18 protein-coding genes are annotated in these 23,060 nt (G+C 42.7%); 11 read left to right on the top strand and 7 right to left on the bottom strand.

Annotation, left to right across the window (positions count from 1 at the left end; all coding sequences use genetic code 11):
* The first annotated feature begins 1 nt into the window (after position 1).
* From MHN30_RS21780 to MHN30_RS21760, 5 genes are all read left to right on the top strand, one after another.
* A complete protein-coding gene (locus MHN30_RS21780; RefSeq protein WP_130126252.1) occupies positions 2-643 on the top strand; it encodes an MBL fold metallo-hydrolase in 642 nt (213 codons plus the stop codon).
* Positions 644-754: 111 nt separating this feature from the next.
* Positions 755-1,213, top strand: a complete 459-nt coding sequence (locus MHN30_RS21775) for an Lrp/AsnC family transcriptional regulator (RefSeq protein ID WP_010376979.1) — start codon at positions 755-757, stop codon at positions 1,211-1,213.
* A 204-nt stretch (positions 1,214-1,417) separates the two neighbouring features.
* Complete coding sequence (locus tag MHN30_RS21770; RefSeq protein WP_222243329.1) at positions 1,418-2,974, top strand: SulP family inorganic anion transporter; 1,557 nt, start codon at positions 1,418-1,420, stop codon at positions 2,972-2,974.
* Positions 2,975-3,147: 173 nt separating this feature from the next.
* On the top strand, positions 3,148-4,218 hold the full coding sequence (locus MHN30_RS21765; RefSeq protein WP_010376981.1) for a histidine kinase: 1,071 nt from the start codon (positions 3,148-3,150) through the stop codon (positions 4,216-4,218).
* Positions 4,218-5,042, top strand: a complete 825-nt coding sequence (locus MHN30_RS21760; protein ID WP_010376983.1) for a LytTR family DNA-binding domain-containing protein — start codon at positions 4,218-4,220, stop codon at positions 5,040-5,042. The genes MHN30_RS21765 and MHN30_RS21760 overlap by 1 nt, the downstream gene beginning before the upstream one ends.
* A 131-nt stretch (positions 5,043-5,173) precedes the next feature.
* Here MHN30_RS21760 and pyk read toward each other — a convergent pair whose 3' ends face one another.
* Complete coding sequence (gene pyk, locus MHN30_RS21755) at positions 5,174-6,607, bottom strand: pyruvate kinase (protein WP_039495777.1); 1,434 nt, start codon at positions 6,605-6,607, stop codon at positions 5,174-5,176.
* Positions 6,608-7,049: 442 nt separating this feature from the next.
* Between pyk and gndA the strand changes: the two genes are divergently transcribed.
* Positions 7,050-8,423 carry an NADP-dependent phosphogluconate dehydrogenase gene (gene gndA, locus MHN30_RS21750; RefSeq protein WP_239361115.1) on the top strand — a complete coding sequence of 458 codons (1,374 nt, stop codon included), beginning with the start codon at positions 7,050-7,052 and terminating at the stop codon, positions 8,421-8,423.
* A gap of 89 nt (positions 8,424-8,512) precedes the next feature.
* Here gndA and ansA read toward each other — a convergent pair whose 3' ends face one another.
* Both ansA and sppA read right to left on the bottom strand, forming a co-directional pair.
* Complete coding sequence (ansA, locus tag MHN30_RS21745; protein WP_010376991.1) at positions 8,513-9,523, bottom strand: asparaginase; 1,011 nt, start codon at positions 9,521-9,523, stop codon at positions 8,513-8,515.
* 71 nt (positions 9,524-9,594) lie between these two features.
* On the bottom strand, positions 9,595-11,475 hold the full coding sequence (gene sppA, locus MHN30_RS21740; RefSeq protein ID WP_239361114.1) for a signal peptide peptidase SppA: 1,881 nt from the start codon (positions 11,473-11,475) through the stop codon (positions 9,595-9,597).
* A gap of 212 nt (positions 11,476-11,687) precedes the next feature.
* Between sppA and MHN30_RS21735 the strand changes: the two genes are divergently transcribed.
* The 4 genes from MHN30_RS21735 to upp all read left to right on the top strand — a co-directional run bounded on the left by MHN30_RS21735 (position 11,688) and on the right by upp (position 15,798).
* The gene (locus MHN30_RS21735) at positions 11,688-13,649 is read left to right on the top strand and encodes an NADPH-dependent 2,4-dienoyl-CoA reductase (protein ID WP_239361113.1); all 1,962 of its coding nucleotides are present in this window, start codon (positions 11,688-11,690) and stop codon (positions 13,647-13,649) included.
* 63 nt (positions 13,650-13,712) lie between these two features.
* A complete protein-coding gene (locus MHN30_RS21730) occupies positions 13,713-14,420 on the top strand; it encodes a DoxX family protein (RefSeq protein WP_069019116.1) in 708 nt (235 codons plus the stop codon).
* A gap of 184 nt (positions 14,421-14,604) precedes the next feature.
* Complete coding sequence (locus MHN30_RS21725) at positions 14,605-15,153, top strand: NAD(P)H nitroreductase (protein ID WP_222243340.1); 549 nt, start codon at positions 14,605-14,607, stop codon at positions 15,151-15,153.
* Between the two features lie 12 nt (positions 15,154-15,165).
* Positions 15,166-15,798: a uracil phosphoribosyltransferase gene (upp, locus tag MHN30_RS21720; protein WP_239361111.1), complete on the top strand. Its 633-nt coding sequence runs from the start codon at positions 15,166-15,168 to the stop codon at positions 15,796-15,798.
* 107 nt (positions 15,799-15,905) lie between these two features.
* On the opposite strand, the gene MHN30_RS21715 is transcribed toward upp, so the two are convergent.
* On the bottom strand, positions 15,906-18,353 hold the full coding sequence (locus tag MHN30_RS21715; RefSeq protein WP_130164024.1) for a TonB-dependent receptor: 2,448 nt from the start codon (positions 18,351-18,353) through the stop codon (positions 15,906-15,908).
* A gap of 174 nt (positions 18,354-18,527) precedes the next feature.
* Here MHN30_RS21715 and MHN30_RS21710 point away from each other — a divergent pair, with 174 nt between their 5' ends.
* Positions 18,528-19,052 (top strand): YaeQ family protein, encoded by a 525-nt coding sequence (locus MHN30_RS21710; protein WP_069019120.1) that lies wholly within the window; start codon positions 18,528-18,530, stop codon positions 19,050-19,052.
* Positions 19,053-19,110: 58 nt separating this feature from the next.
* On the opposite strand, the gene yfaE is transcribed toward MHN30_RS21710, so the two are convergent.
* Genes yfaE through nrdA form a run of 3 tightly spaced genes read right to left on the bottom strand, consistent with a single transcriptional unit; the run spans position 19,111 to position 22,852 of the window.
* A complete protein-coding gene (gene yfaE, locus MHN30_RS21705; protein ID WP_130164025.1) occupies positions 19,111-19,383 on the bottom strand; it encodes a class I ribonucleotide reductase maintenance protein YfaE in 273 nt (90 codons plus the stop codon).
* Positions 19,383-20,513: a class Ia ribonucleoside-diphosphate reductase subunit beta gene (gene nrdB, locus MHN30_RS21700; RefSeq protein ID WP_017217314.1), complete on the bottom strand. Its 1,131-nt coding sequence runs from the start codon at positions 20,511-20,513 to the stop codon at positions 19,383-19,385. The genes yfaE and nrdB overlap by 1 nt, the downstream gene beginning before the upstream one ends.
* 53 nt (positions 20,514-20,566) lie before the next feature.
* A complete protein-coding gene (nrdA, locus tag MHN30_RS21695; protein ID WP_039495787.1) occupies positions 20,567-22,852 on the bottom strand; it encodes a class 1a ribonucleoside-diphosphate reductase subunit alpha in 2,286 nt (761 codons plus the stop codon).
* Positions 22,853-23,060 lie beyond the last annotated feature (208 nt).

Raw genomic sequence — 23,060 nt, 5'->3', positions numbered from 1 at the left:
CATGCAAGTGTTCACAATTCCAGTTACCCCGTTTATACAAAATTGTCGTGTTATCGTGTGTCCAGAAACACAAGCCACTGCAATTGTAGACCCAGGTGGTGAAGCGGAAAAAGTTATCGCGCAGTTGGACACTCTGGGGTTAGTGCCAAGCATGATCTTGCTTACCCATGCGCACCTTGATCATGTGGGGGCAAGTACAGAATTAAGTGAACATTTTAATATCGAGATTATTGGGCCTCATCAGGGTGACCAATTTTGGTTGGAAGCCTTGCCAATGCAATCACAAATGTTTGGTTTTCCTAATCATGCTGCTTTTTTACCATCAAAGTGGTTAAATGATGGTGATAAGGTTAAGGTGGGAAACTTAGCTCTCGAAGTCAGACATTGTCCAGGGCATACTCCAGGGCACGTGGTATTTTATGAACCAAACTCAAAACAGGTTTTAGTAGGAGATGTGTTGTTTAAAGGGTCTGTTGGTCGTACTGACTTTCCAAAAGGCGATGCAGCCCAGCTAAAACAGTCTATACAAGATAAGCTGTTTACTTTGCCTGATGAGGTCGTGGTGCATTCGGGTCATGGTGAAAATACCTCAATTGGCTTCGAAAAGGCGACAAATCCTTTTATGAGTGGCCGATTTGGTTAAATATAGTGGAAGTGGCATAGTAGTGGTATGCATTTTTTAATTTGCTATGCTTCAGGGAATAACAATCAGCATCGGTTAATAGACTGATGTGCTAACTAAACTAGAATAGATATGTCATTGAACCAAGTAGATCGCCAGATACTGGCATTGTTACAGCAAGACGCAAGTCTTTCTACCGCTGAAATCGCTGATAAAGTGGGACTATCTCAGTCACCTTGTTGGCGTCGCATCGCTAAATTAGAGCAAGACGGTTACATCAAAGGCAAAGTTGCATTGCTGGATGAGAAGAAACTCGGATTTGATATGTTAGTTTATGCGCATGTTAGGCTTTCAAACCATGGCCGCAATAACCTTGCCGAGTTTGAAAAATTGATCTTAAGTTATGACGAAGTGACAGAGTGCTATTCTATGGCAGGCACCATGGACTTTATGCTGCGTATCATTTCGAAAGGCATTGAAGGCTATGAGCAATTTGTTCGTGATAACTTACTTAATTTAGAATTCGTCCAAGAAGTACATTCAAACGTTACAATGACTTGCGTTAAGCGCAGCACTTCCTTACCACTTTAATACAATTTGTTGCCCTGCTTCGTTGGGTAGGGCTTCCCGTCATCTTTTCACCATTGTTCTATACTACAATATAAACCGCTTTATTGAGCTATGTATTGCAAACGAGTTTGCGATACAAGCTTGTATCTTATTTGTTAAAGGCGCTGCTTTTTGCTAAAATCCGCCGCCTTTGTGTTCATAGTCAATTCACACCAGAGGATATTGATGTTTAATCTTATCAGCAAAGCGCCTAGCTCTGCTAAAAACGATGTACTGTCTGGGCTTACGGTCGCTTTGGCACTTGTGCCTGAGGCTGTGGCTTTCGCTTTTGTTGCACAAGTAGACCCATTAGTCGGTTTATATGCAGCATTTATTGTCGGTCTTGTGACTTCAATCTTTGGTGGTAGGCCGGGTATGATCTCGGGTGCAACAGGGGCTCTTGCCGTGGTAATGGTGAGCCTTGTTGTTGAGCATGGCGTAGAATATCTCTTTGCAACCGTATTACTCATGGGTTTCTTACAAATACTCGCGGGTATATTTAAGCTCGGCAAGTTTATACGTATGGTACCGCATCCTGTAATGCTAGGTTTTGTAAATGGCTTAGCTATCGTTATCTTCCTCGCCCAGCTTGGACAATTCAAAGTACTTGACGAACAGGGTAATCTTACGTGGATGCAAGGTGAGGCGCTATATATTATGGCTGGCTTGGTAGCATTGACTATGGCCATTATTCACTTTTTACCAAAGCTAACAACCGCTGTGCCTTCGAGTCTAGCTGCGATTTTAGTGGTAACCGGTATTGTTATTGGCTTAGATTTAGATGCTCGTAATGTGCTTGATTATCTGAAAGATATGTCAGGTAACGTAGATGCAACGATAGCCGGTGGTTTTCCTGCTTTCCATATCCCTGAAGTACCATGGACATTTGAAACATTTAAAATCATCTTCCCATACGCACTTATCCTAGCAGCGATTGGTTTGATTGAATCTCTACTAACGCTCACGTTAATCGACGAAATCACCGAAACACGTGGTCACAGTAACCGCGAATGTATCGGTCAAGGTGCGGCTAACGTTACTTGTGGTGTGTTTGGTGCGATGGGGGGCTGTGCGATGATTGGGCAATCAATGATCAATATTAATTCTGGTGGACGTAGTCGTTTGTCAGGTATCACAGCGGCATTATTACTACTTGTATTTATTCTGTTTGCGGCAAGCCTTATCGAGATGATTCCGCTTGCGGCGTTAGTTGGTGTAATGTTTATGGTGGTATTAGGGACTTTTGAATGGTCAAGTTTTAGATTAATAAGAAAGATCCCTAAATCAGATGCATTTGTAATCGTCTTGGTGTCGGGGGTTACAGTGATTACGGATTTGGCCATCGCAGTTTGCGTTGGTGTCATTGTTTCGGCTCTCGTATTTGCCTGGGAGCATGCGAAACATATTTACACCAATAATTATATTGATGAGCAAGGCTCCAAGGTATATGAATTACACGGACCTCTGTTTTTTGGGTCGGTGAAAAACTTTGCTGAGCTGTTTGATGTTAACAATGACCCTGATGATATCATTGTTGAATTTAAACATAGCCGTGTTGCTGACCACAGTGCAATTGAAGCGATAGATGCGTTAGCTGAACGTTATAAAAAGGCTGGTAAAACGCTGCATCTTCGCCACTTAAGCCAAGACTGTAAAGTATTGCTAAGTAAAGCTAAAGATCTCGTTGAGCTAGACGGACAAGCAGATCCTACTTATAAAGTGGCATCTGACAAGCTTGCTTAAGAGTGACAGTTTGAATAGATGAATATAAATTAACTGGTTAATTTATTTTAAAAAAAGGCACTAAGGTGCCTTTTTTATTTGCGGCAAGGTGTGTAAAAACTGAGACCACCAGCAGTGAATAGAGACGACATGCTGAGATATAATCCAGTTAAGATAGAAGAGGTATAATCATTTTGAAGTGGCAATCACTGGTTGATAACAGGCAGAGATTTTTCTGGGTATTACAAATAGCCGGTTGGCTGGGCTACGCGCTAGTTAACTATATTGGCTCAAAAGTCTTTGAAATGCGTGATATTTATGTGTTTGTCATCGCATTAAATGCCTATGCAGGTTGCTTGATGACCGTACCGCTACGATACCTTTATCGTAAAATTTGGAATGCAACACCGTTGGTGCTGATATTCGTTGTGTTTACGGCGTCATATGTGACTGGAACACTATGGGCGGTCGTTCAGAAGTTTAATCATTGGGAAATATATCGCCACGGATATCGGCCGGATGAGTGGTTTTATTACTTACAGCAGGGACTAGACTCTGTCTATATCATACTCTGTTGGAGTGGGCTGTACTTTGGTATTAAGTATTATCAGTTGCTACAGAGTGAGCGCCAAAAAGCTTTGAAAGCCAATACGATGGCCCATGAAGCGCAATTGAAAATGCTGAGATATCAATTGAATCCGCATTTTCTATTCAATACGCTTAATGCAATTTCAACGCTTATATTGGTTGAAGAAAACAAAGATGCGAATCAAATGGTCTCAAGGCTCAGTGATTTCTTGCGCCATACATTGAACACAGATCCAATAAAAAAGGTGCCGCTTGAGCAAGAACTACATGCATTAAAGCTGTACTTAGAAATTGAGAAGGTGCGATTTGATGAGCGCTTATCTATTGAGCTTGATGTGACAGAAGAAGCTGAACAGGCACTAGTACCAAGCTTGATCCTACAACCACTCATTGAAAATAGCATTAAATACGCAATTGCCCATATGGAGCATGGCGGCAAAATTGAAATAAAAGCGCAGGTGTTTGCCAATGAACTACTCTTGGAAGTAGGAGACAATGGTCCTGGCGCAGAACTGGAAGGTGGGCAACTGAAAAGTGCACAGGGAGTGGGTTTAGCGAATACCAAAGACCGTTTAAAAACCTTGTACGAAAATAATTATTCATTTGTGCTCTCGGATAATGAGCCAACTGGTTTGAAGGTAAACATTCGCGTTCCATATGAAAGGGCGAAGAAGTAATGAGCAAAATTAGAACACTAATCGTAGATGACGAGCCGCTAGCGAGAAAAGGGTTAGCGGTAAGGTTAAGAGATTTTTCTGAAATCGAAGTTGTAGAATTGTGTGGCAGTGGTCAACAAGCAATCGATCTATGCAAATCTGAGGACATAGATCTGGTCTTTCTCGATATTCAAATGCCGAACATGAACGGTTTTGAAGTGGCGAGAGCGTTGAGTGAAAGTGTTAAACCATTGCCTGCTATCGTATTTGTAACTGCGTTTGATCAATATGCTGTAAAGGCATTTGAGATCCATGCGCTGGATTACATCTTAAAACCCGTTGATGACAACAGATTAAAACAGGCGGTGGAGAAAGTGCAAAGCTATTTAAAAACACAACAAGACAATGCGCATAAGAAAAAGCTAGCCAGCTTTGTTGCAGGGATCACTGGTAATAACTGTGAAGAAATCCTTAAAAAACTTGCAACAGGAGATACAATTGAAGATAAAAAATTCCCTGAGTCGCTCGCGGTAAAAGAGCAGGGTGAAATCATTCGAGTATCTACATCGTCAATTCAGTGGATTGATGCAGCCGGTGACTATATGTGCTTACACTGTAGCGATGGTCAGACTCATATTTTACGTAAAACAATGAAAGATCTAGAACAAGAGTTAGATCCAACATTATTTGTGCGCGTACATCGCTCTGCAATTGTTAACACTAAGCAGATCAGTAAACTGGTCACGCAAAGCAGTGGCGAATATTTATTGGTACTTGAGAATGGTCAAGAGCTTAAAGTCAGCCGTAGTTACCGTGATAAAGTAAAGGCCGCACTCGCAAGCTGATACGATAGCGAGCTAAAGTGATTTGCACCGTGTTTAGCCTACGGTGACGTAGTGTATTTTATGTGCTTGTACACTTTAGAGTATTCTAAGGAAAGATGAACTAGGCAGCAACGCTACCTAGTTCAACGCTTTTACACTGTGACGATTTTCAGCGTGTTACTGGCGCCGATAGTTTCCATCTTATCACCGTGTGTGATGATCACTGTGTCGCCTTTTTCCAATGAGCCAGCAGCAACTAGCGTGTCAAGCGCTTCGCGAACAGTTGAATCATCAGAGCATTGTGTCGAGTCAAATCTTACCGGATATACACCACGATAGAGTGATGCCTGGCCAAGCGTTGATTGATGGCGAGACAGTGCGTAAATAGGCAATCCAGAACTGATACGAGACATCAATTTTGCGGTATTACCAGATTCAGTTAGTGCGACAATTGCCTTTACTGAGTCTAAATGGTTTGCTGCGTACATTGCCGACAGCGCGATAGTTTCACAGGTATCAGCAAAACGACTGTCTAAACGATGTTTAGATATATGGATCTGTGGTTGAGATTCAGCACCTAAACACACACGTGCCATTGCCGCGACCGTTTGTTCTGGATAATCACCAGCAGCGGTTTCCGCTGAAAGCATTACCGCATCCGTGCCATCAAGCACTGCGTTTGCGACATCCATAACTTCAGCACGAGTTGGCATTGGGTTGTCAATCATTGACTCCATCATTTGGGTAGCAGTGATCACAGTACGGTTTAGTGAGCGAGCACGGCTGATAATTTGCTTCTGTTTACCAACAAGAGCGGCATCGCCAATTTCTACACCTAAATCACCACGGGCAACCATCACCGCATCAGAAGCCAGTACGATGTCGTCAATCGCTTCTACGGTTTCAACCGCTTCTGCACGTTCGATTTTTGCAAGTAATTGTGCATTAGAACCTGCTTTCTCCGCCAGTCCTCTAACGTAACGCATGTCGTCACCACTGCGAGGGAACGAAACCGCGATATAGTCCACACCAATTTCTGTTGCTGTGATCAAGTCTTCTTTGTCTTTGTCAGTAAATGCAGGTGCTGTTAAGCCGCCGCCTAAACGGTTGATCCCTTTATTGTTCGACAATACGCCGCCAACTTTAACACTGGTATGAACCAAGTGACCTTGTACTTCTTCAACAACAAGTTGAATAAGTCCATCGTTTAATAACAGCAAATCGCCTTGCTTCACGTCATTCGGTAATTCTTTATAGTCGATACCCACAGCTTCAACGTGACCTTGGCCAGGCTCCATTTTTGCATCGAGAGTGAATTTTGCACCCACTTCTAAGAACACTTTGCCTTCTTTAAATGTTGAAACGCGGATTTTAGGACCTTGTAAATCTGCAAGGATCGCTACATTTACGCCTAAGCGTTTAGCAATTTCGCGAACGGCTTCGGCTCTATTTTTGTGATCTTGAGCAACACCGTGTGAAAAGTTTAGTCTGACTACGTTGGTGCCGGCACGAATGATTTTTTCTAAGTTGTTATCTCTATCCGTCGCTGGCCCCAGTGTTGCGACGATTTTTGTGCGTCTAAGCATCAGATTCTCCTGTTAGCTTATCAAGGTAAGCAAAAACTTATGAATGTGTTAAAAGTAAATCAAAATTGCTGTTTTTTTACACATGCCACATTGTAAAATCACGATTTAACTAATTAGAGCATAAAGAATTATGCAAAACCCTTTTTAACACTCGAATTAAGTTATATGATCTATATGTCATCATTATGACACCGGTGTCAGTGGCCGTCAATCTCGAATATTTTACCTTACAGCTTAGGGGACTATTTGAGATTTATCACAAAATTGGTGAATTCGTGCTGCTGTCACTATATTGCTATACAGTGAATTGTGTTAGCTGTCATATTTTGGGAACCGATATGATTTCAGTGAATTGTGTGTCTCGCTGGTCAATCATGGTCGCTCAGGTATAATGCACATACACGAACGCATAAAGTTTTGATGTTACCGAGGAGGAAACTAAATGCAGGTTGCATTAGTTGGTTTGGGTGTGATGGGTAAAAACCTCGCGCTAAATCTAATTGAGAAGGGGATGACCTTAGTCGCTTACGACAAGAACCCCGAAGTAGGTGCGGAATTATTGAGTTGCGCACAGTCGTTAGGTATGGCGGAGCGCTTACACATAGTGTCTGATCTCGGTGATATGATCAGAAGATTAGAGACTCCTCGCTCGATTTTATTACTCGTTCCAGCAGGTGAACTAGTCGATAAAGTTTGTAGCGATTTGGTTGAAGCTGGAGTTGAGAAAGACGATATCATCGTTGACTGTGGTAACAGTAATTACAAAGATGGTATTGCACGTAAATTGAAATATCAGAATAAATTTGAGTTTGCCACTATGGGGATCTCTGGCGGTGCCGAAGGTGCACGTCATGGTCCTGCAATGATGGCAAGTGGTTCAGAAGGTGGCTGGGAGCGTATCGAGCCTTGGTTCGAAAAGGTTGCTGCGAGCTACAACAATGAATCATGTTTCGCGCGTGTTGGGCAATCTGCCAGCGGTCACTTTGTTAAAATGGTGCACAACGGTATTGAGTATGCGTTGATGCAGCTCATTGCGGAGCTTTATCAATTGCTTCGTCTGGGTACCGGTCGCTCTCCTAAAGAAGTTGCTGAGATTTTTGAATCTTGGTCTGAAGGTAAATTAAATAGTTATCTACTTGCAATTTCTAGCCACATTTTAAGTCTGGAAACAGAGCAGGGCGAGTCTTTAGTCGACCTTATCGACAATAAGGTAGGAGCTAAGGGCACTGGCCTTTGGACGGCGCAAAACGCACTGGAGCTTGGTATTGCCGTACCTTCGCTTGTGGCTGCGGTACAAGCTCGCCATCTCACCAACACTATTGATACTCCAGCTGCGAAAGAAATGACGTATGCGAATAAATCAACGCAAACAATTGAGGTTGATTTAGACGAGTTAAAAGACGCATTCTATTTTGCCAGTTTACTATGTTACCGCCAAGGTCTTGCACTGATTAAGGGCGCGTCTCGTGCACACCAATGGAAAGTGGATCTCAATAAAACGCTACAAACCTGGCGTGCGGGCTGTATTATCCGAGCTGATTACTTAGACGATATTGCTGAAGGTGTTGAATTTATCGATTCACTTGAGAAGCCTGCATTTGCACTACGTAGCATTACAGGTAAAGCGGTGGCGACTGGTTTGTCTTTCCCAGTGCTTGCTGCGACGCAAACTTATATTGCAACACTGAGCACGCCAAGCAACGGGCACTTGGTGCAAGCACAGCGTGATTACTTTGGTGAGCACGGCATAAAGACACACAGTGGTGAAACTTGTCACCTTACTGATCTTGTCGATATCGAAGCAAAAGTTAGATAATAATCGACGCTCGGAGCATTTCGAGCTGATTTAAAAGCCGTGGTAACGATACCACGGCTTTTTTGTTGTGTTACTTTTTCGCTTTACTGCTATCGAGTTAGCTCACCGCGCAGGTTGTCTTGCATCAAATGGCGGATCGTTTCAAGCTCTAGCTGCTGGCTAAATAAATAGTGTAGCTTTGTTAAGCACGCTTCTAGTGTCATATCGTAGCCGCTGATCACACCACAGTTTAATAACGCATTTCCTGTCGCGTAGCCGCCCATATTCACTTTTCCTTGAATACATTGGGTGAGGTTGATGATCACCACTCCGCGGTCGCTGATTGCTTTAAGCTCAGTTAAAAAATGCTCGTCTTGTGGCGCGTTACCAACACCGAAGCTTAATAAGATCAGCGCTTTCATCTCGCCACGCATTAGGTTCTTAAGGATTTCAGTTGAGATCCCTGGATACAAATGCATTACCGCGATAGGTTGAGGTGAAATCTTGGTGACTTGCAAGCTTTGCTCAACGTAAGGGCTTAGCTTCCCTTCGATCAGCTGAATATTGATCCCAGCTTGTGCCAGCGGTGAAAGGTTTGGAGAAGCGAATGCATCGAAGCCATCAGCATGAGCTTTGATTGCTCTGTTACCGCGGTAAAGTTTATTGTTGAAAAACAAACTCACTTCGGCGATAGGGTAGTTAGCAGCCAAATACATCGCGTTTAACAGATTTACTTGACCATCAGAGCGCAGTTGTGACAACGGAATTTGAGAGCCGGTCACTATCACAGGTTTAGTTAAGTTCTCAAACATGAAGGATAGTGCAGAAGCAGTATAGGCCATGGTATCTGTGCCATGGAGCACCACAAAACCATCGTAGTCGTGATATTTTGATTGAATGTCATCCGCGATAAGCTGCCAGTGATGCGGTGACATATCTGACGAGTCAATTAACGGGCAATATTCATGAATATCAAAAAGCGGCATTTCATCGCGAGTAAACTCGGCGTTATTTTTTACCGTATCTGTTAGGTATCCTGCAACCGGAACGTAACCGCGACTGGATTGCTTCATACCAATGGTACCACCGGTATAGGCGATATATATTTTTTTTCTTTTCATAAAAAAGCCCAGAATAAAATCTGGGCTCAGTATAACAATTACAGCACCACAATTGCAGTGCTTAATCGATTTTACTCAGGTGAAACGTTACACACTAAGCAAAGCGTATAGACATGGTTAGGATCGTTAAGCTGGCCTAACATCTGAGTTTGTAGTGCTATTGTATTGCTAACACTGTCTAGGGCATTTAATGCAGTTTTTGCGAATATCGATTGCTCCGGTACAAGGGCACTAATGGCGCTTTGCACCATAGACGCACCAAATAATTGTTGCATCAGCTTTTCTTGTTCGGTGAGTGTTTGTTCAATAGTGACAACATCATACATCTCTAAATTGGCAAGACTTGCTGCCGCTTCAATGGCATCGTTCTTGTTGCCTAACTTATCAACTAGGCCAAAATCAAGCGCCTGAGTTGCTAGCCATACACGCCCTTGCGCAACATCGTTAACCGCTGACTTATCAAGGTTTCGCTCGGTTGCAACCATAGAGATAAACTTATCATAGGCATCTTCAACCCCCATCTGGATAAGGTTTTTATAGCCACCATCTATCCCTCTGAATGGAGATTGGCCTTTTAATTCGGTTGTCGCAACACCATCAGAATAAATTCCTAATGAGTTTGCTGCATTTTCAAAGGTCATGATCATGCCAAATACACCAATAGAACCCGTGATCGTGCTTGGCGATGCCCAAATTTCATTAGCTGATGCCGCAATCCAATAACCACCAGAAGCTGCAACTGAACCCATTGATGCTATCACAGGTTTTCCAGCGGCTTTTAGTGCAAGAACTTCATTACGAATGGTTTCAGAAGCAAACATGCTACCACCGCCAGAGTCAATTCTTAGTACAACGGCTTTCACTTTGTCGTTAAGGCGAGCCTTTTTAAGTAGTGCAGCTGTTGAATCGCCACCAATAGCTCCCGCTTTACGCTTTCCATCAGAGATTTGACCTTTAGCAACAACCACTGCGACTTTTTCGGTAAATGGATTTTCTGCAAACTCTTTCGGCGGCAACGTCGATAGATATTGATTGAACGAGACCTGTTTAAAAGATTTTCCCTTTGCATCGAGACCAACTTCATCGATCAGTTTCTGTGCAAATGCTTGATTGGTCGTTAACGCATCGACCCATTGGTTGTCGATAGCGTATTTGGCGGAATCGCCTTGCGCCGCTTCCATTTTGTCTGTTAATGCAGCGAAGGTTTCATCAAAGTTAGCCACATCGAAACCGCGGTTTTCGGCCACTTCTGTTTTGTATTGTGTCCAAAGCGGGGTGATCCATCCAAGATTTGACTCTTTTGCTTCAGGTGACATATCGCTGCGAATATAAGGCTCAACGGCCGACTTGTATGTACCAACGCGGAAAATATGCTGCGTAACTTTAAGCTTATCAAGAGCTTCTTTGAAATACAGGGGATACATGCCAAATCCGGTGATATTAACTCCACCGTATGGGTGTAGAGAAATTTCATCGGCTACCGAGGCGAGATAATATTGAGCTTGAGTGTAATAAGCACCATGCGCATAGATTTTTTTGCCTGCTGCTTTGAATTGCGCGAGCGCGTCTTTGATATCTCGTAATTTATCGAGATGGGCGCTATGAAGACGTTGTAAATCAAGATACATCACTGTAATGCGGTCATCTTGAGCCGCTTTATTGATAACATCGATGACATCATCTAATAAAATTTCGCTTGGCTCTTCTGAGTCACCAAAAGCATCACTCATTGCCGCCTCAACAGGGTCAACATAGGTCAATTGCTCAACTATGATACCGTTCAGGTTTAAACGTAGTACGCTTTTATTTTCGACCTTAACCTGATCCTCACCCGATACAATGCTTATCACGATGGCGATAAGAATGAATAAAAACAGCAGATTTAAAATTAATCGCCTGGAAAAGTTCAGTGTGGCCCAAATGCCTTTAAAAATATTCGCTATCAGTTTCAAAATGATCCCTTATGCTTAACTTCAATACAACTCTATACATTTATCATATATCAGAGCGAGTTTCATGAATAATAGAAAAACGTAACGAAGTATTTTCATGATTGAAATATCGCCAATGCTGCCAAATTCGTTAATTTCTTTCTCCTTAAGACTTGCCAAATAATAAAAAAACGTTAATGTTCACAGGTAAGACCAGTTTTGTGGGGCGGCAAATGTTAGAACAAGAACTACAACTTAAACATACCAGTTTGCGAAATCGCTTGGTAATGGGATCAATGCATACCGGGCTTGAAGAAGGGTGGCACAACCGAAAGCGACTGGCTGCGTTTTATGAGGAACGAGCAAAAGGTGGAGTGGGTCTGATCGTAACCGGTGGCTACAGTCCAAACCTACGCGGTAAGTTGACACCCATTTCTTCTTCTTTTAACTCGTTATACGATGTAATTAAACACAAAGCATACACTGATGTAGTACATAAGCATGGTGGCAAAATTTGTATACAGTTACTACATGCTGGGCGCTATGCTTATCATCCATTCAACACTGCACCTAGTGCTATCAAAGCACCGATTAATCCATATAAACCAAAAGCAATGAGCTTAAGTGCCATCAAACGTACGATTAAAGACTTTGCTCACTCAGCTAAGTTGGCCGAAAAAGCAGGCTACGATGGTGTGGAAATCATGGGCTCAGAGGGATATTTAATCAATGAGTTTATGGCGGGTCATACTAATAAGCGCACTGATGAATATGGTGGTAGCTTAGAAAACAGAATGCGATTGGCAACAGATATTGTAAAAGCGGTTAGAGCAAAAGTGAGCGATAAGTTCATAATCGTTTTTCGTCTGTCGGTCATGGACTTAATCCCAAATGGCTCAACACCAGAAGAAGTTGTGCTTCAAGCCAAAGCTTTGGTCGCGGCCGGTGTGGATATTCTCAACACTGGCATTGGTTGGCACGAAGCGCGTGTTCCAACAATTGCGTCGATGGTGCCTCCAGGTGCTTATCGTGAAGCGTCACATAGATTAAAACAAGCCGTTGATATACCTGTTGTAGCAGTAAATAGGATTAACACCCCAGATCTTGCTAATGACATTTTAGCTAAAGGAGATGCCGACCTTATTTCTATGGCGCGTCCGCTACTGGCTGATCCTGAATTCTTTAATAAATATCAAGAGCAGCGCTCGGAACAAATCAATATTTGCATCGGCTGTAATCAGGGTTGTTTAGACCATGTATTTAAAGGTAAACGAGCAACATGTTTGGTGAATCCACAAGCCGGATTTGAATTGGATTATCCACTTCAGAGTGCCCAAAGGAAAAAACAAGTACTCGTTGTTGGCGCAGGACCTGCTGGGTTGTCTGTAAGTTATTATCTCGCTAAAAAAGGCCATCAAGTCAAGTTGATTGATAAAGGTAGCGAATTAGGTGGTCAGTTTAATTTAGCGATGCGAATACCAGGTAAAGAAGACTTCCAACATACGCTTAAATACTATGTCAGCGAAATAAATCGCTTAGGTGTTGAGCTTTGCCTAAATACACCATACGAAGAAACAATGGCAAATGCGTTTGATGATGTGGTATTTGCAACGGGCGTAAGTCCACGGATGTCGAAAATTGAATGCGCAGATGGGAAACGTGTGTTTGCCTATGACGAAGTGATTAAGGGTGAAGTAGAATTAGGTAATAAAATTGCTATTTTAGGCGCAGGTGGTATTGGCTTTGACATGGTAGCGTTTTTAACTGAACAGCGAGAACAAACGATCCCTGATTTTAAATCTCAATGGGGAATAGAATGCGAAGCGCAACCATCACAAGAGCAAAGACCGATTTATATGTTAAAACGCTCTGAAGGACGTTTTGGTAAAGACTTAGGTAAGACCACAGGCTGGATCCACAGAGCCGTTGCAAAACACCACAATGTTCAACAAATTGCAGAATGCGAATATATCAGCTTTGATAATCAAGGTTTGACTGTAAGAGTTGCAGGTGAAGAGCAATTGTTGGATGTTGATACGGTCATTGCTTGTATTGGACAAGTTTCTAACGATAGCTTGTTCGATAAAGAGGCACTACCAGAAAATCAGCACGTTATTGGTGGGGCCAAACTGGCGGCAGCGATTGATGCTAAGCGAGCGATTGCAGAAGCCCTTCAGGTAGCAAGAAAGATCTAACGAAATAATCCAACCCAATCTGCGGTCTATACTGATAATTCTAACATCAACTATGGACCGCATATGCTTGCCAACCTATTAAAGCCGTATCGGCAACTACAACATTTATCTCAACATTTTTCTGGTCTTGCGCCATTACTTATGCGCCTTATTCTTGCGCCAGTTATGATCATTGCAGGTTACAATAAATTAAATTTGGCTAATCCGGACGCGGCATTTTTACAACGCCTCCTCGCCGATCCCAATATTGTCGCATGGTTTGGCAATAGTGAATGGGGCTTAGGTTTACCTTTTCCTGACTTACTTGCCTTTCTAGCCGCTTGGACGGAGTTTTTAGGTGGTTGGCTAATTTTACTTGGCTTGCTTACGCGTTTAGTGTCTATTCCGCTCATGGTGACTATGGTAGTTGCTGCAACGACGGTGCATTTGGAGCATGGCTGGTTTTCGGTAACGCCAACAAATCCTGATACCAGCGCCGCAAAAGTATTAGACTGGCTAGGCTTTGAAGAAGCTAAAGCGAGCTTAGAAAATAGCGTAGCAGCAAAGCAACGTTTGGATTCAATTAAAGAGATAGTCGAAGAAAATGGCAGACCAAATTATCTCTATGAAAGAGGTAATATTGTTATTTTAAACAATGGAATTGAATTTTCGGCAACTTACTTTGTATTACTACTTTCATTATTTTTTACTGGTGGTGGACGTTATGTCAGTGTTGATTATTGGTTAAGGCTACTTATTGATAGAAAACAACGCGATTTACTTCCAGAGTAAAACGAAATATTGCAAGGATGCTATCCAGAATCCGTGATGTCGCGTGGTCGAATTTAAGGGAAAATGGTAGACTACAAGCCACGTAATACCAATTTGCTTAAGTATGTGGTCTATTTCGAGACATGTAATAAGTCAAACTGGTATAATTCACGGCCATTTTAAAGGCACAACAAGGGATGAGTTAATGGACGCCATAGAATTACTCTTAACACGCCAGTCAGATAACAATTTGTCTTTTCCTGGACCTAATCCAGCTCAGTTAGAAATCATTAAAAAAGCAGCACTAAAAGTGCCAGATCATGGTGGCTTAACACCGTTTAGATTTATTACAGTAGAAGAGAAAGGCCGTGAAAAGCTGGGTGAAATCTACTATCAAGCAGCGATGAAAGAGCAGCAAGCGCAACGAGTAATAGATAGAGCCAGGCAGCTACCAGAGCGCGCGCCAATGTTGATCATCGCAATATCCCCTTATCAAGAACATCCAAAAGTACCTCGTATTGAGCAAATTCAAAGTGCAGGCTGTAGTGTACTTGCGATGCAGCAAGCGGCTTTTGCACAGGGGTTATCTGGTGTATGGCGTACGGGCTACTTTGCCCAGAGTCCAGAAGTGAAAAAGCAACTTGGTCTCAATGAAAAAGATGAGATCGTTGGCTATCTTTATTTAGGCACGCCTACGGTGCAGTGTACAAAGCCTATAAGGCACAAACCAGAAGATTTCTTTAGCAGTTTATAAGGATACGCAGCCATGGCATTACATGTAATTGATCACCCACTAGTTCAGCATAAACTCGGGCTCTTGCGAGAGCAGGGTATATCGACCAAAAATTTTCGCGAAATTGTCTCGGAAGTTGGCAACTTACTCACTTACGAAGCAACAAAAGATTTGACGTTGAGCGATCAGATTATCTCTGCTTGGGACGGTAACGGGTTAACAGTTAAAAGGCTGACAGGTAAAAAGATCACCTTAGTGCCAATTTTGAGAGCCGGTTTGGGAATGCTAGATGGCTTACTGCAGTTGATCCCAGCAGCTAAAGTAAGTGTTGTGGGTTTACAGCGCAACGAAGAAACACTTGAGCCTGTGCCTTATTTTGAGAAGTTGGTGGGCAATATCGATGCCAGACTTGCATTAGTTATTGATCCAATGCTTGCGACTGGTGGCTCACTGATTGCTACTATCGACATGCTAAAAAAAGCCGGTTCAAAAGAGATCAGAGCGATTGTGCTGGTGGCAGCGCCAGAAGGAGTAAAGCTGGTGGAAGAAGCACACCCTGATGTTGAAATTTACACAGCAGCATTAGATAGCCATTTAAATGAGAAAGGATATATAGTCCCAGGGCTTGGTGATGCCGGTGACAAAATCTTTGGCACTCGCGCATAATTTACTGATTTAATATCATTAAATTGAGGTATCACAGCTTCAAGTTAGATAAAAAAGCTACCCACAAGAGGTAGCTTTTTGGTTTCTATAAAAGAAAGGAATCGGTATTAAAAGTAGCCTCTAATGCCAAGCTTGATGTTACGACCTGGAAGAGGGGCTTGCTCTTTGATAAACGAGCTATGCACAAAGCCTAGCTCATCTGTTAGGTTATCAAGGTTAACATAACCAACCATGTCACTGCCCATAAACTCAAAGTCATAGTTAAACGACATATCCACTAACGTATAGCCCTTAGTTTCACTTTCATAGCTCGCGATGTTGTCTTGCTTGAAATAATGCGTCACCGTGAAGTTAGCAGTTAGGTTCTCGTAACTGTGTTCGTAATCAAGACCGAGCTTGTTGCTTGGGATACGTGGCAAATATTCGTCGTTATCTAACTTCGCTGTCAGCGAATCACCAAACACTTTGACGCGTGCAAAGTTGCTTAGTTTGTAATGGGCATCAAACTCGAGACCGTATAGTTTGGCATCACTGCTTTCAAACTTAAACACTGGAACCGCGCCTTCATGTGCATGATCCGCCACTTCTAAACCGTGCTCTGGACTATAGATATAGTCTGTTAATGCCTGATAGTAGAAGTTTTCGATGTCGTTATAGAAGAAATTAACGGTATAGCCAAAGTCACCTGAGAACTTTCTAAAACTGATGTCTAAGTTATTTGATGTCTCTTGTTCAACATCTTGTGGCTCAAAGTGTAAATGATCACCCTCTAGCTCATAACCAAGCCCTAGTTCATAGGTGCTGGTTGCGATATGAATGCCATTTGAAAGCAATTCGGCGGTTAATGGTGCGCGCTCTGAACGAGACAGCGAAACAGCAACGTTTTGGCCTTCAGCAAAGTCGTACACACCACCAATAGACAAGCTTAGATTGGTCATTTCTAGGTCATAAGAAATAAACCCATTATCTAAGTTACCACCATGGTCGTGATCATGATCGTGTTCACCTTCATGGTCATGATCTTCTTCGTACGCTTCGAGTTGATTGCCTTTGCTTGATAACTGGTAGTCTTCAATACGAGCACCTAACTCAAGTGTGAAGTCTCCAAAACGACGTTCTTCAAGGATATAAAGAGCATGCGTTTTGGTATTGGTCGATGGCGTGAAAGCTTCTGCTCCATTTGCGGCGTAATCGCTGTCGGAGAAATGATAGCCAACAGTGCCGTGCCATTCACCTAAGCGGTGCTCTGCGGTTAAGCGTAACTCGGTTGTATCATTTTCAAATACAGTACCTATGTTTCCATCTTCAATTTCAGCGTGTTCGTAATCGGTGTAGCCGACACGTAGACCAACAGATTCAAGCCAGTCACTGTGTACTGCATAATTTACAAGCCCTTGCCAACGGTCTTGCTTTACTCGAGCAAATACGGATTCTTCTTCGTGGTCATGCCCTTCGTCTTCATGCTCGTGATCATGGTCATGACCAATATGAGAGTGAGCAGGAATGCCATAGTCGGTATCAACACGGCCATAAGAGAAACCAACGGTCAGATGATCGCCGACGTAACTTGTACCTAAATTAAATTGCTCAGAATCGATAAAGGTATTGTCGACGCGATTGGCGTACTCTGTTTCATGTTCTTCTGCTTCGTGGGCATGATCTTCTCCTTCATGTTCATGCTCGTGTTCTTCATGTTCGTCGTGCGGTAGCGCGAAATTAGGGGTTTCATAGTCACCACCTTTACGCTTAACGCCATCGAAATGGAAGTTAAAGCCGTCAAAGCCTGATTCTAATAACACCGCAAAGGTATTGGTATTTGAGTTGGTGTCATGGCTATAGTCGGCTGCGCCCTGAAGGCTTTCGATCACATCAGTCGGAATACGATTATCAACGACATTAACCACACCACCTATTGCACCTGAGCCGTATAGTAGGGTAGCTGGGCCTCTTAGCACTTCAATCTGTTGCGCTGCAAGCGAGTCGTTGGTGTTGGCATGATCAGGACCAACGCGCGAGGCATCGCTACTGTCTAACCCATTTTGCGTGATTTTGACTCGTGGTCCATCTAAGCCACGGATAATAGGGCTTGAACTTACCGGACCAAAATAACTGGCATTGATCCCAGGTTGGCCTTTTAGTGTTTCACCCAGTGTGGGTTTTGCACGGTTTTTTAGTTCATCACCGCTTAATACACTCACTGGAGAGGTCATTTCCATACTATTTTTGTGCAGGGCAGAAGAATAAACAACTATGCTCTCAACGGACGTTGGTGTTAGCTCAACACGTACGAAACCTTGTTCTTCGGTAACATTAATACGATGGTCTAAGTAGTTTGGCTTTGAGATATGAAGCTGCGAGTCAGCATCAAGCTCAATCGTAAATTGGCCAAATTTATCTGACTTTACCGATTTGCTTTTGCCATGAAGGTGGATAGTGGCGTTACTGAGCGGTTGGTTGTTTGCATCAACAACTTTACCTGTTAGTTGTGCAGCATAAGCTGGCGCTGCACCTATTATTGAAATTAATGCGCTGGCGATAAGAGACTGCTTAAACATATTTTTATTACCACGAGTTAGGTTATGTATTGAACGAGTGAGCTGTTCGACTAATAGAGTGATAATATAACACTACAAATTTTGCGGATCAATAACGTTATACTATAACTTAGTTATTGTTGAAATTAGAATTACAGCTATAGTTAAGAAACAAGCTAAAGTGAGCACAACATAATGAACAAGCCATTTGTTTTCAAGGCAAGGATTAAGGTTGCTGACTTATTTCACCATAGCCACCATGAAGAAGCGTTTACTACCGCCATGTTGTCAAAAGAAAGTAGCGAGCATTTTGCGATGAAACTGCTTGGGATCTGCGCACTGTCTTTTGATAAGCCGGCAAAGTGGAGCAAGGCGGAGAAAAAATATTGGCCGGATGTATGGCTAGAAGATGACAACGAACAGGTTGAAGTTGCTTTGTTTATTGGTACCTTAGAGGTCGATGAGATACTCAAGTATGAAAAGCTTTATGCTAAGGTTGTGGTGTTGTGTGCAGGCGGTGAGCAATGGTTTGAAGAGCGTCGAGCGCAATTGCAGTTTATTGGATCTTTCTCTGTGTTTAGTATTCCTAAGGACTTTGTGGTTGAATTGTGTGAAATGCTGACGCGAAGTTTACATTGGGATGTGATTTTTGAAAATGGGGCGATGAGTGTTACTGATAGCGAACACTACATTCGTACTCAAATTACCAAGCTGATTTAACGTATTAGTTAGGGATAACGGCTATTAGGCAAGTTGTTATCTCTTGGGTTTTGGTTATTTACGGCAACTCTATTTTAATATGGCTTGTGGGTCTGCTACAGCATAATAAAATTTCCCCATCTCTCACAAAAGCAAGTGGCTCGTTTGTGTACTGTGTTTGTCCTTCAATGAGCTTGGCGCGGCAGGCGCCGCAAAAACCCTCGCGACATTGATAGGGGACTTCAATATTCGCGGCTTCAAGGGTCTCAAGTATCGAAGACGAAGAAGCCACATATTTCAGTGGCTCCTCAATATTCTCAACCTGAATTAGGAAGGATGGCTTTTCAACCATTACAAGTCGAAATCGCCAAAGTCAGAGGCATCAACTTCAGAGTCGATTTGTCCAACAAGGTATGAGCTGATCTCAGCTTCCTGTGGTGCAACCTGAACATTGTCAGAAACAAGCCAAGCATTGATCCACGGAATAGGATTCGATTTGGTCTCAAATTGCGTTGGTAAACCAACTGCTGCCATACGAATATTTGTGATGTACTCAACGTATTGACACAAAATATCTTTGTTCAGGCCAATCATTGAGCCGTCTTTAAATAGATACTCAGCCCATTCTTTTTCTTGCTCAGCTGCTTCAACAAACATCTTAATCGCTTCGTCACGGCATTGTGCTGCCACGATAGACATTTCAGGGTCATCTTTGCCTTCTTGCATGATATTCAGCATATGCTGTGTGCCAGACAAATGAAGCGCTTCATCACGAGCAATTAGCTTGATGATCTTAGCATTACCTTCCATAAGCTCTCGCTCAGCAAAAGCAAATGAGCAGGCAAAACTCACGTAGAAGCGGATCGCTTCTAAGATGTTTACCGACATGATGCAAAGATACAGAAGTTTTTTCAGTTCAAACAAGTTAATGACGACCGTTGTGCCATTAATTTCATGCTTGCCTTCACCGTACTGATTATAAAGGCTTACCTTTTCAATCAGTTCATCGTAATACTTGGTAACTGCGTCCGCACGTTCAACAATTTTGTCATTGCCCACGATGTCATCAAAGATCACTTCCGGATTCTGCGTCACATTACGAATAATGTGAGTGTAAGAGCGGCTGTGGATCGTTTCACTAAACGCCCAAGTTTCGATCCAAGTTTCAAGTTCAGGGATGGAGACGATCGGCAAAAGCGCAACGTTTGGAGAGCGACCTTGCACACTGTCTAGCAATGTTTGATATTTTAGGTTGCTCAAAAAGATATGTCTTTCGTGCTCAGGAAGTGCCTGAAAGTCCAATCTATCCTTACTTACGTCTACTTCTTCTGGACGCCAGAAAAACGATAATTGCTTTTCAATTAGCTTTTCGAAAATAGGGAACTTCTGTTGGTCGTAGCGAGATACATTAACAGTTTGTCCGAAAAACATCGGTTCTTTTAATTGGTCGTTATGATTTCTGCTAAACGTAGAATATGCCATAAATGTGTTACTCAATACCTAAAAAAGCGGGTGAAGACCACCCGCATAAAAAGTTATATCTTACAAGCGCCGCCTTCACAGCCATCGTCTTCTGCTTCTGGTTTCAACTCATCTTGAGCATCCGAAGCACCATCGCGGGTATTATGGTAGTAAAGTGTCTTAACACCAAGTTTGTACGCGGTGAGTAAGTCTTTTAGCAATAGCTTCATAGGAACTTTACCCGCTTCAAACTTACTTGGATCATAATTGGTATTTGCAGAGATAGTTTGATCGATGAACTTCTGCATAATACCAACTAGCGCAAGGTAACCATCGTTAGATGGAATATCCCAAAGTAGCTCATAGTTGTCTTTGAGGCGGTCGTACTCAGGTACAACTTGCTTCAAGATACCATCTTTACTCGCTTTAACACTGATATGGCCACGAGGTGGTTCAATGCCGTTTGTCGCATTTGAAATTTGCGATGATGTTTCCGATGGCATCAAGGCTGACAACGTTGAGTTACGCATACCGTGTTCTTGGATACTTGCTCTTAATGCATCCCAGTCAAGGCGTAATGGCTCTTCACAGACTTTATCAAGGTCACGCTTATAGGTATCTATTGGCATGATACCTTGTGAGTAGGTCGTCTCGTTAAACTTAGGACAAGCGCCACGCTCTTTTGCCAGTTCATTCGATGCTTTCATCAGATAGTATTGGATCGCTTCAAATGTTCTGTGTGTTAGGCCGTTAGCACTACCATCTGAGTACTTAACACCATTCTTTGCAAGATAATAAGCAAAGTTAATCACACCGATGCCCAGTGTACGGCGTCCCATCGTTGCATTGTACGCAGCAGGAACAGGGTAGTCTTGATAGTCTAATAGGTTATCAAGTGCGCGAACCGCAAGCTCTGCTAACTCTTCTAGCTCATCTAGAGACTTGATGGCACCTAAGTTAAATGCTGAAAGCGTACAAAGTGCAATTTCACCTTCAGGGTCATTTACATGGCTTAACGGCTTCGTTGGTAGTGCAATTTCAAGGCATAGGTTTGACTGGCGGATCGGTGCAACCTTAGAGTCAAACGGACTGTGTGTATTACAGTGGTCAACGTTTTGTAGATAAATACGACCGGTGCTCGCACGTTCTTGCGCAAACATTGAGAATAATTCAATCGCTTTAATGCGTTTCTTACGAATAGCCTCATCTTGCTCGTACTTAACATACAGTTCTTCGAATTTATCTTGATCTTCAAAGAATGCGTCGTAAAGACCTGGCACATCTGATGGACTAAATAGCGTGATATAGTCGTCTTTAATTAGGCGGCTATACATGGTTTTGTTGAACTGCACGCCATAATCTAAATGACGCACGCGGTTCTCTTCAACACCTCGGTTATTTTTTAGTACTAATAGGTTTTCAACTTCAAGATGCCAAAGCGGGTAGAATAGGGTCGCTGCGCCACCACGCACACCGCCTTGAGAACAGCTTTTAACAGCCGTTTGGAAGTGCTTATAAAATGGAATACATCCTGTGTGGTACGCTTCACCATTTCTGATTGGGCTACCTAGTGCACGAATACGACCTGCGTTAATACCAATACCAGCGCGCTGACTGACGTATTTTACAATCGCAGAAGAAGTTGCGTTGATTGAATCTAGGCTATCAGCACATTCAATCAGTACGCATGAACTAAACTGACGTGTCGGCGTACGAACACCCGCCATAATTGGCGTTGGTAATGAAATTTTGAATGTTGAAACCGCATCGTAGAATCGCTTAATGTAATCTAGACGCGTTTCTTTCGGGTAGTTTGCAAACAGGCTAGCAGCTACAAGAACATATAAGAACTGCGCACTTTCATAGATTTCACCCGTTACGCGGTTTTGTACAAGGTACTTACCTTCCAACTGCTTAACAGCTGCATAGCTGAAGTTCATATCTCGGCTATGGTCGATGTAGCTGTTTAGCTCATCAAACTCTGCTTTTGTGTAGTCAGTAAGAAGGTGCTGATCGTAGCGCTTGTCTTCAACCAGCTTTACCACGTGGTCGTGTAAGTGCGGCGGCTCAAAACAGCCATAGGCTTTCTTACGCAAGTGGAAAATAGCCAAACGAGCGGCTAGATACTGATAATCTGGAGACTCTTTTGAGATCAGATCGGCTGCAGCTTTAATAATCGTTTCGTGGATATCACCAGTACGAATACCGTCATAAAACTGGATGTGTGACTTTAATTCAACCTGAGAAACTGAGACGTTATCTAGGCCTTCTGCCGCCCATGTAATGACACGATGGATCTTATCTAGATCTAACGGTTCTTTGCGACCGTTTCTTTTGCATACAGATAGCTGTTGGTTCATGTTATGTGCCTGTATTCCTTAGGAACGCGCTTTAGATATCGCACGAATATAAAATTGTTTAGCAAACCACCACTATATATGGTGCCCTAGTGGCTAGGGATCACAAGATAGTGGGGTTGATGTGAATTTGCAAGAGAACAACTTGGGCAGAATTGTGGATAAGTTTGGGATAATTTATTTATGTAAGTATCCACTAACCTATGACAAT

Origin of the sequence: Pseudoalteromonas sp. OF7H-1 (assembly GCF_022347825.1) — a bacterium.
Lineage (GTDB): Bacteria > Pseudomonadota > Gammaproteobacteria > Enterobacterales > Alteromonadaceae > Pseudoalteromonas > Pseudoalteromonas maricaloris.
Note: the sequence above shows the minus strand (reverse complement) of the source record. Positions and strands in the feature narration are given on the sequence as shown.

Coding starts and splice junctions, on each gene's coding strand:
- MHN30_RS21780 (WP_130126252.1), top strand. CDS start 2: ATGCAAGTGTTCACAATTCCAGTTACCCCGTTTATACAAAATTGTCGT.
- MHN30_RS21775 (WP_010376979.1), top strand. CDS start 755: ATGTCATTGAACCAAGTAGATCGCCAGATACTGGCATTGTTACAGCAA.
- MHN30_RS21770 (WP_222243329.1), top strand. CDS start 1,418: ATGTTTAATCTTATCAGCAAAGCGCCTAGCTCTGCTAAAAACGATGTA.
- MHN30_RS21760 (WP_010376983.1), top strand. CDS start 4,218: ATGAGCAAAATTAGAACACTAATCGTAGATGACGAGCCGCTAGCGAGA.
- pyk (WP_039495777.1), bottom strand. CDS start 6,607: ATGCTTAGACGCACAAAAATCGTCGCAACACTGGGGCCAGCGACGGAT.
- gndA (WP_239361115.1), top strand. CDS start 7,050: ATGCAGGTTGCATTAGTTGGTTTGGGTGTGATGGGTAAAAACCTCGCG.
- ansA (WP_010376991.1), bottom strand. CDS start 9,523: ATGAAAAGAAAAAAAATATATATCGCCTATACCGGTGGTACCATTGGT.
- MHN30_RS21735 (WP_239361113.1), top strand. CDS start 11,688: ATGTTAGAACAAGAACTACAACTTAAACATACCAGTTTGCGAAATCGC.
- MHN30_RS21730 (WP_069019116.1), top strand. CDS start 13,713: ATGCTTGCCAACCTATTAAAGCCGTATCGGCAACTACAACATTTATCT.
- MHN30_RS21725 (WP_222243340.1), top strand. CDS start 14,605: ATGGACGCCATAGAATTACTCTTAACACGCCAGTCAGATAACAATTTG.
- upp (WP_239361111.1), top strand. CDS start 15,166: ATGGCATTACATGTAATTGATCACCCACTAGTTCAGCATAAACTCGGG.
- MHN30_RS21715 (WP_130164024.1), bottom strand. CDS start 18,353: ATGTTTAAGCAGTCTCTTATCGCCAGCGCATTAATTTCAATAATAGGT.
- MHN30_RS21710 (WP_069019120.1), top strand. CDS start 18,528: ATGAACAAGCCATTTGTTTTCAAGGCAAGGATTAAGGTTGCTGACTTA.
- yfaE (WP_130164025.1), bottom strand. CDS start 19,383: ATGGTTGAAAAGCCATCCTTCCTAATTCAGGTTGAGAATATTGAGGAG.
- nrdB (WP_017217314.1), bottom strand. CDS start 20,513: ATGGCATATTCTACGTTTAGCAGAAATCATAACGACCAATTAAAAGAA.
- nrdA (WP_039495787.1), bottom strand. CDS start 22,852: ATGAACCAACAGCTATCTGTATGCAAAAGAAACGGTCGCAAAGAACCG.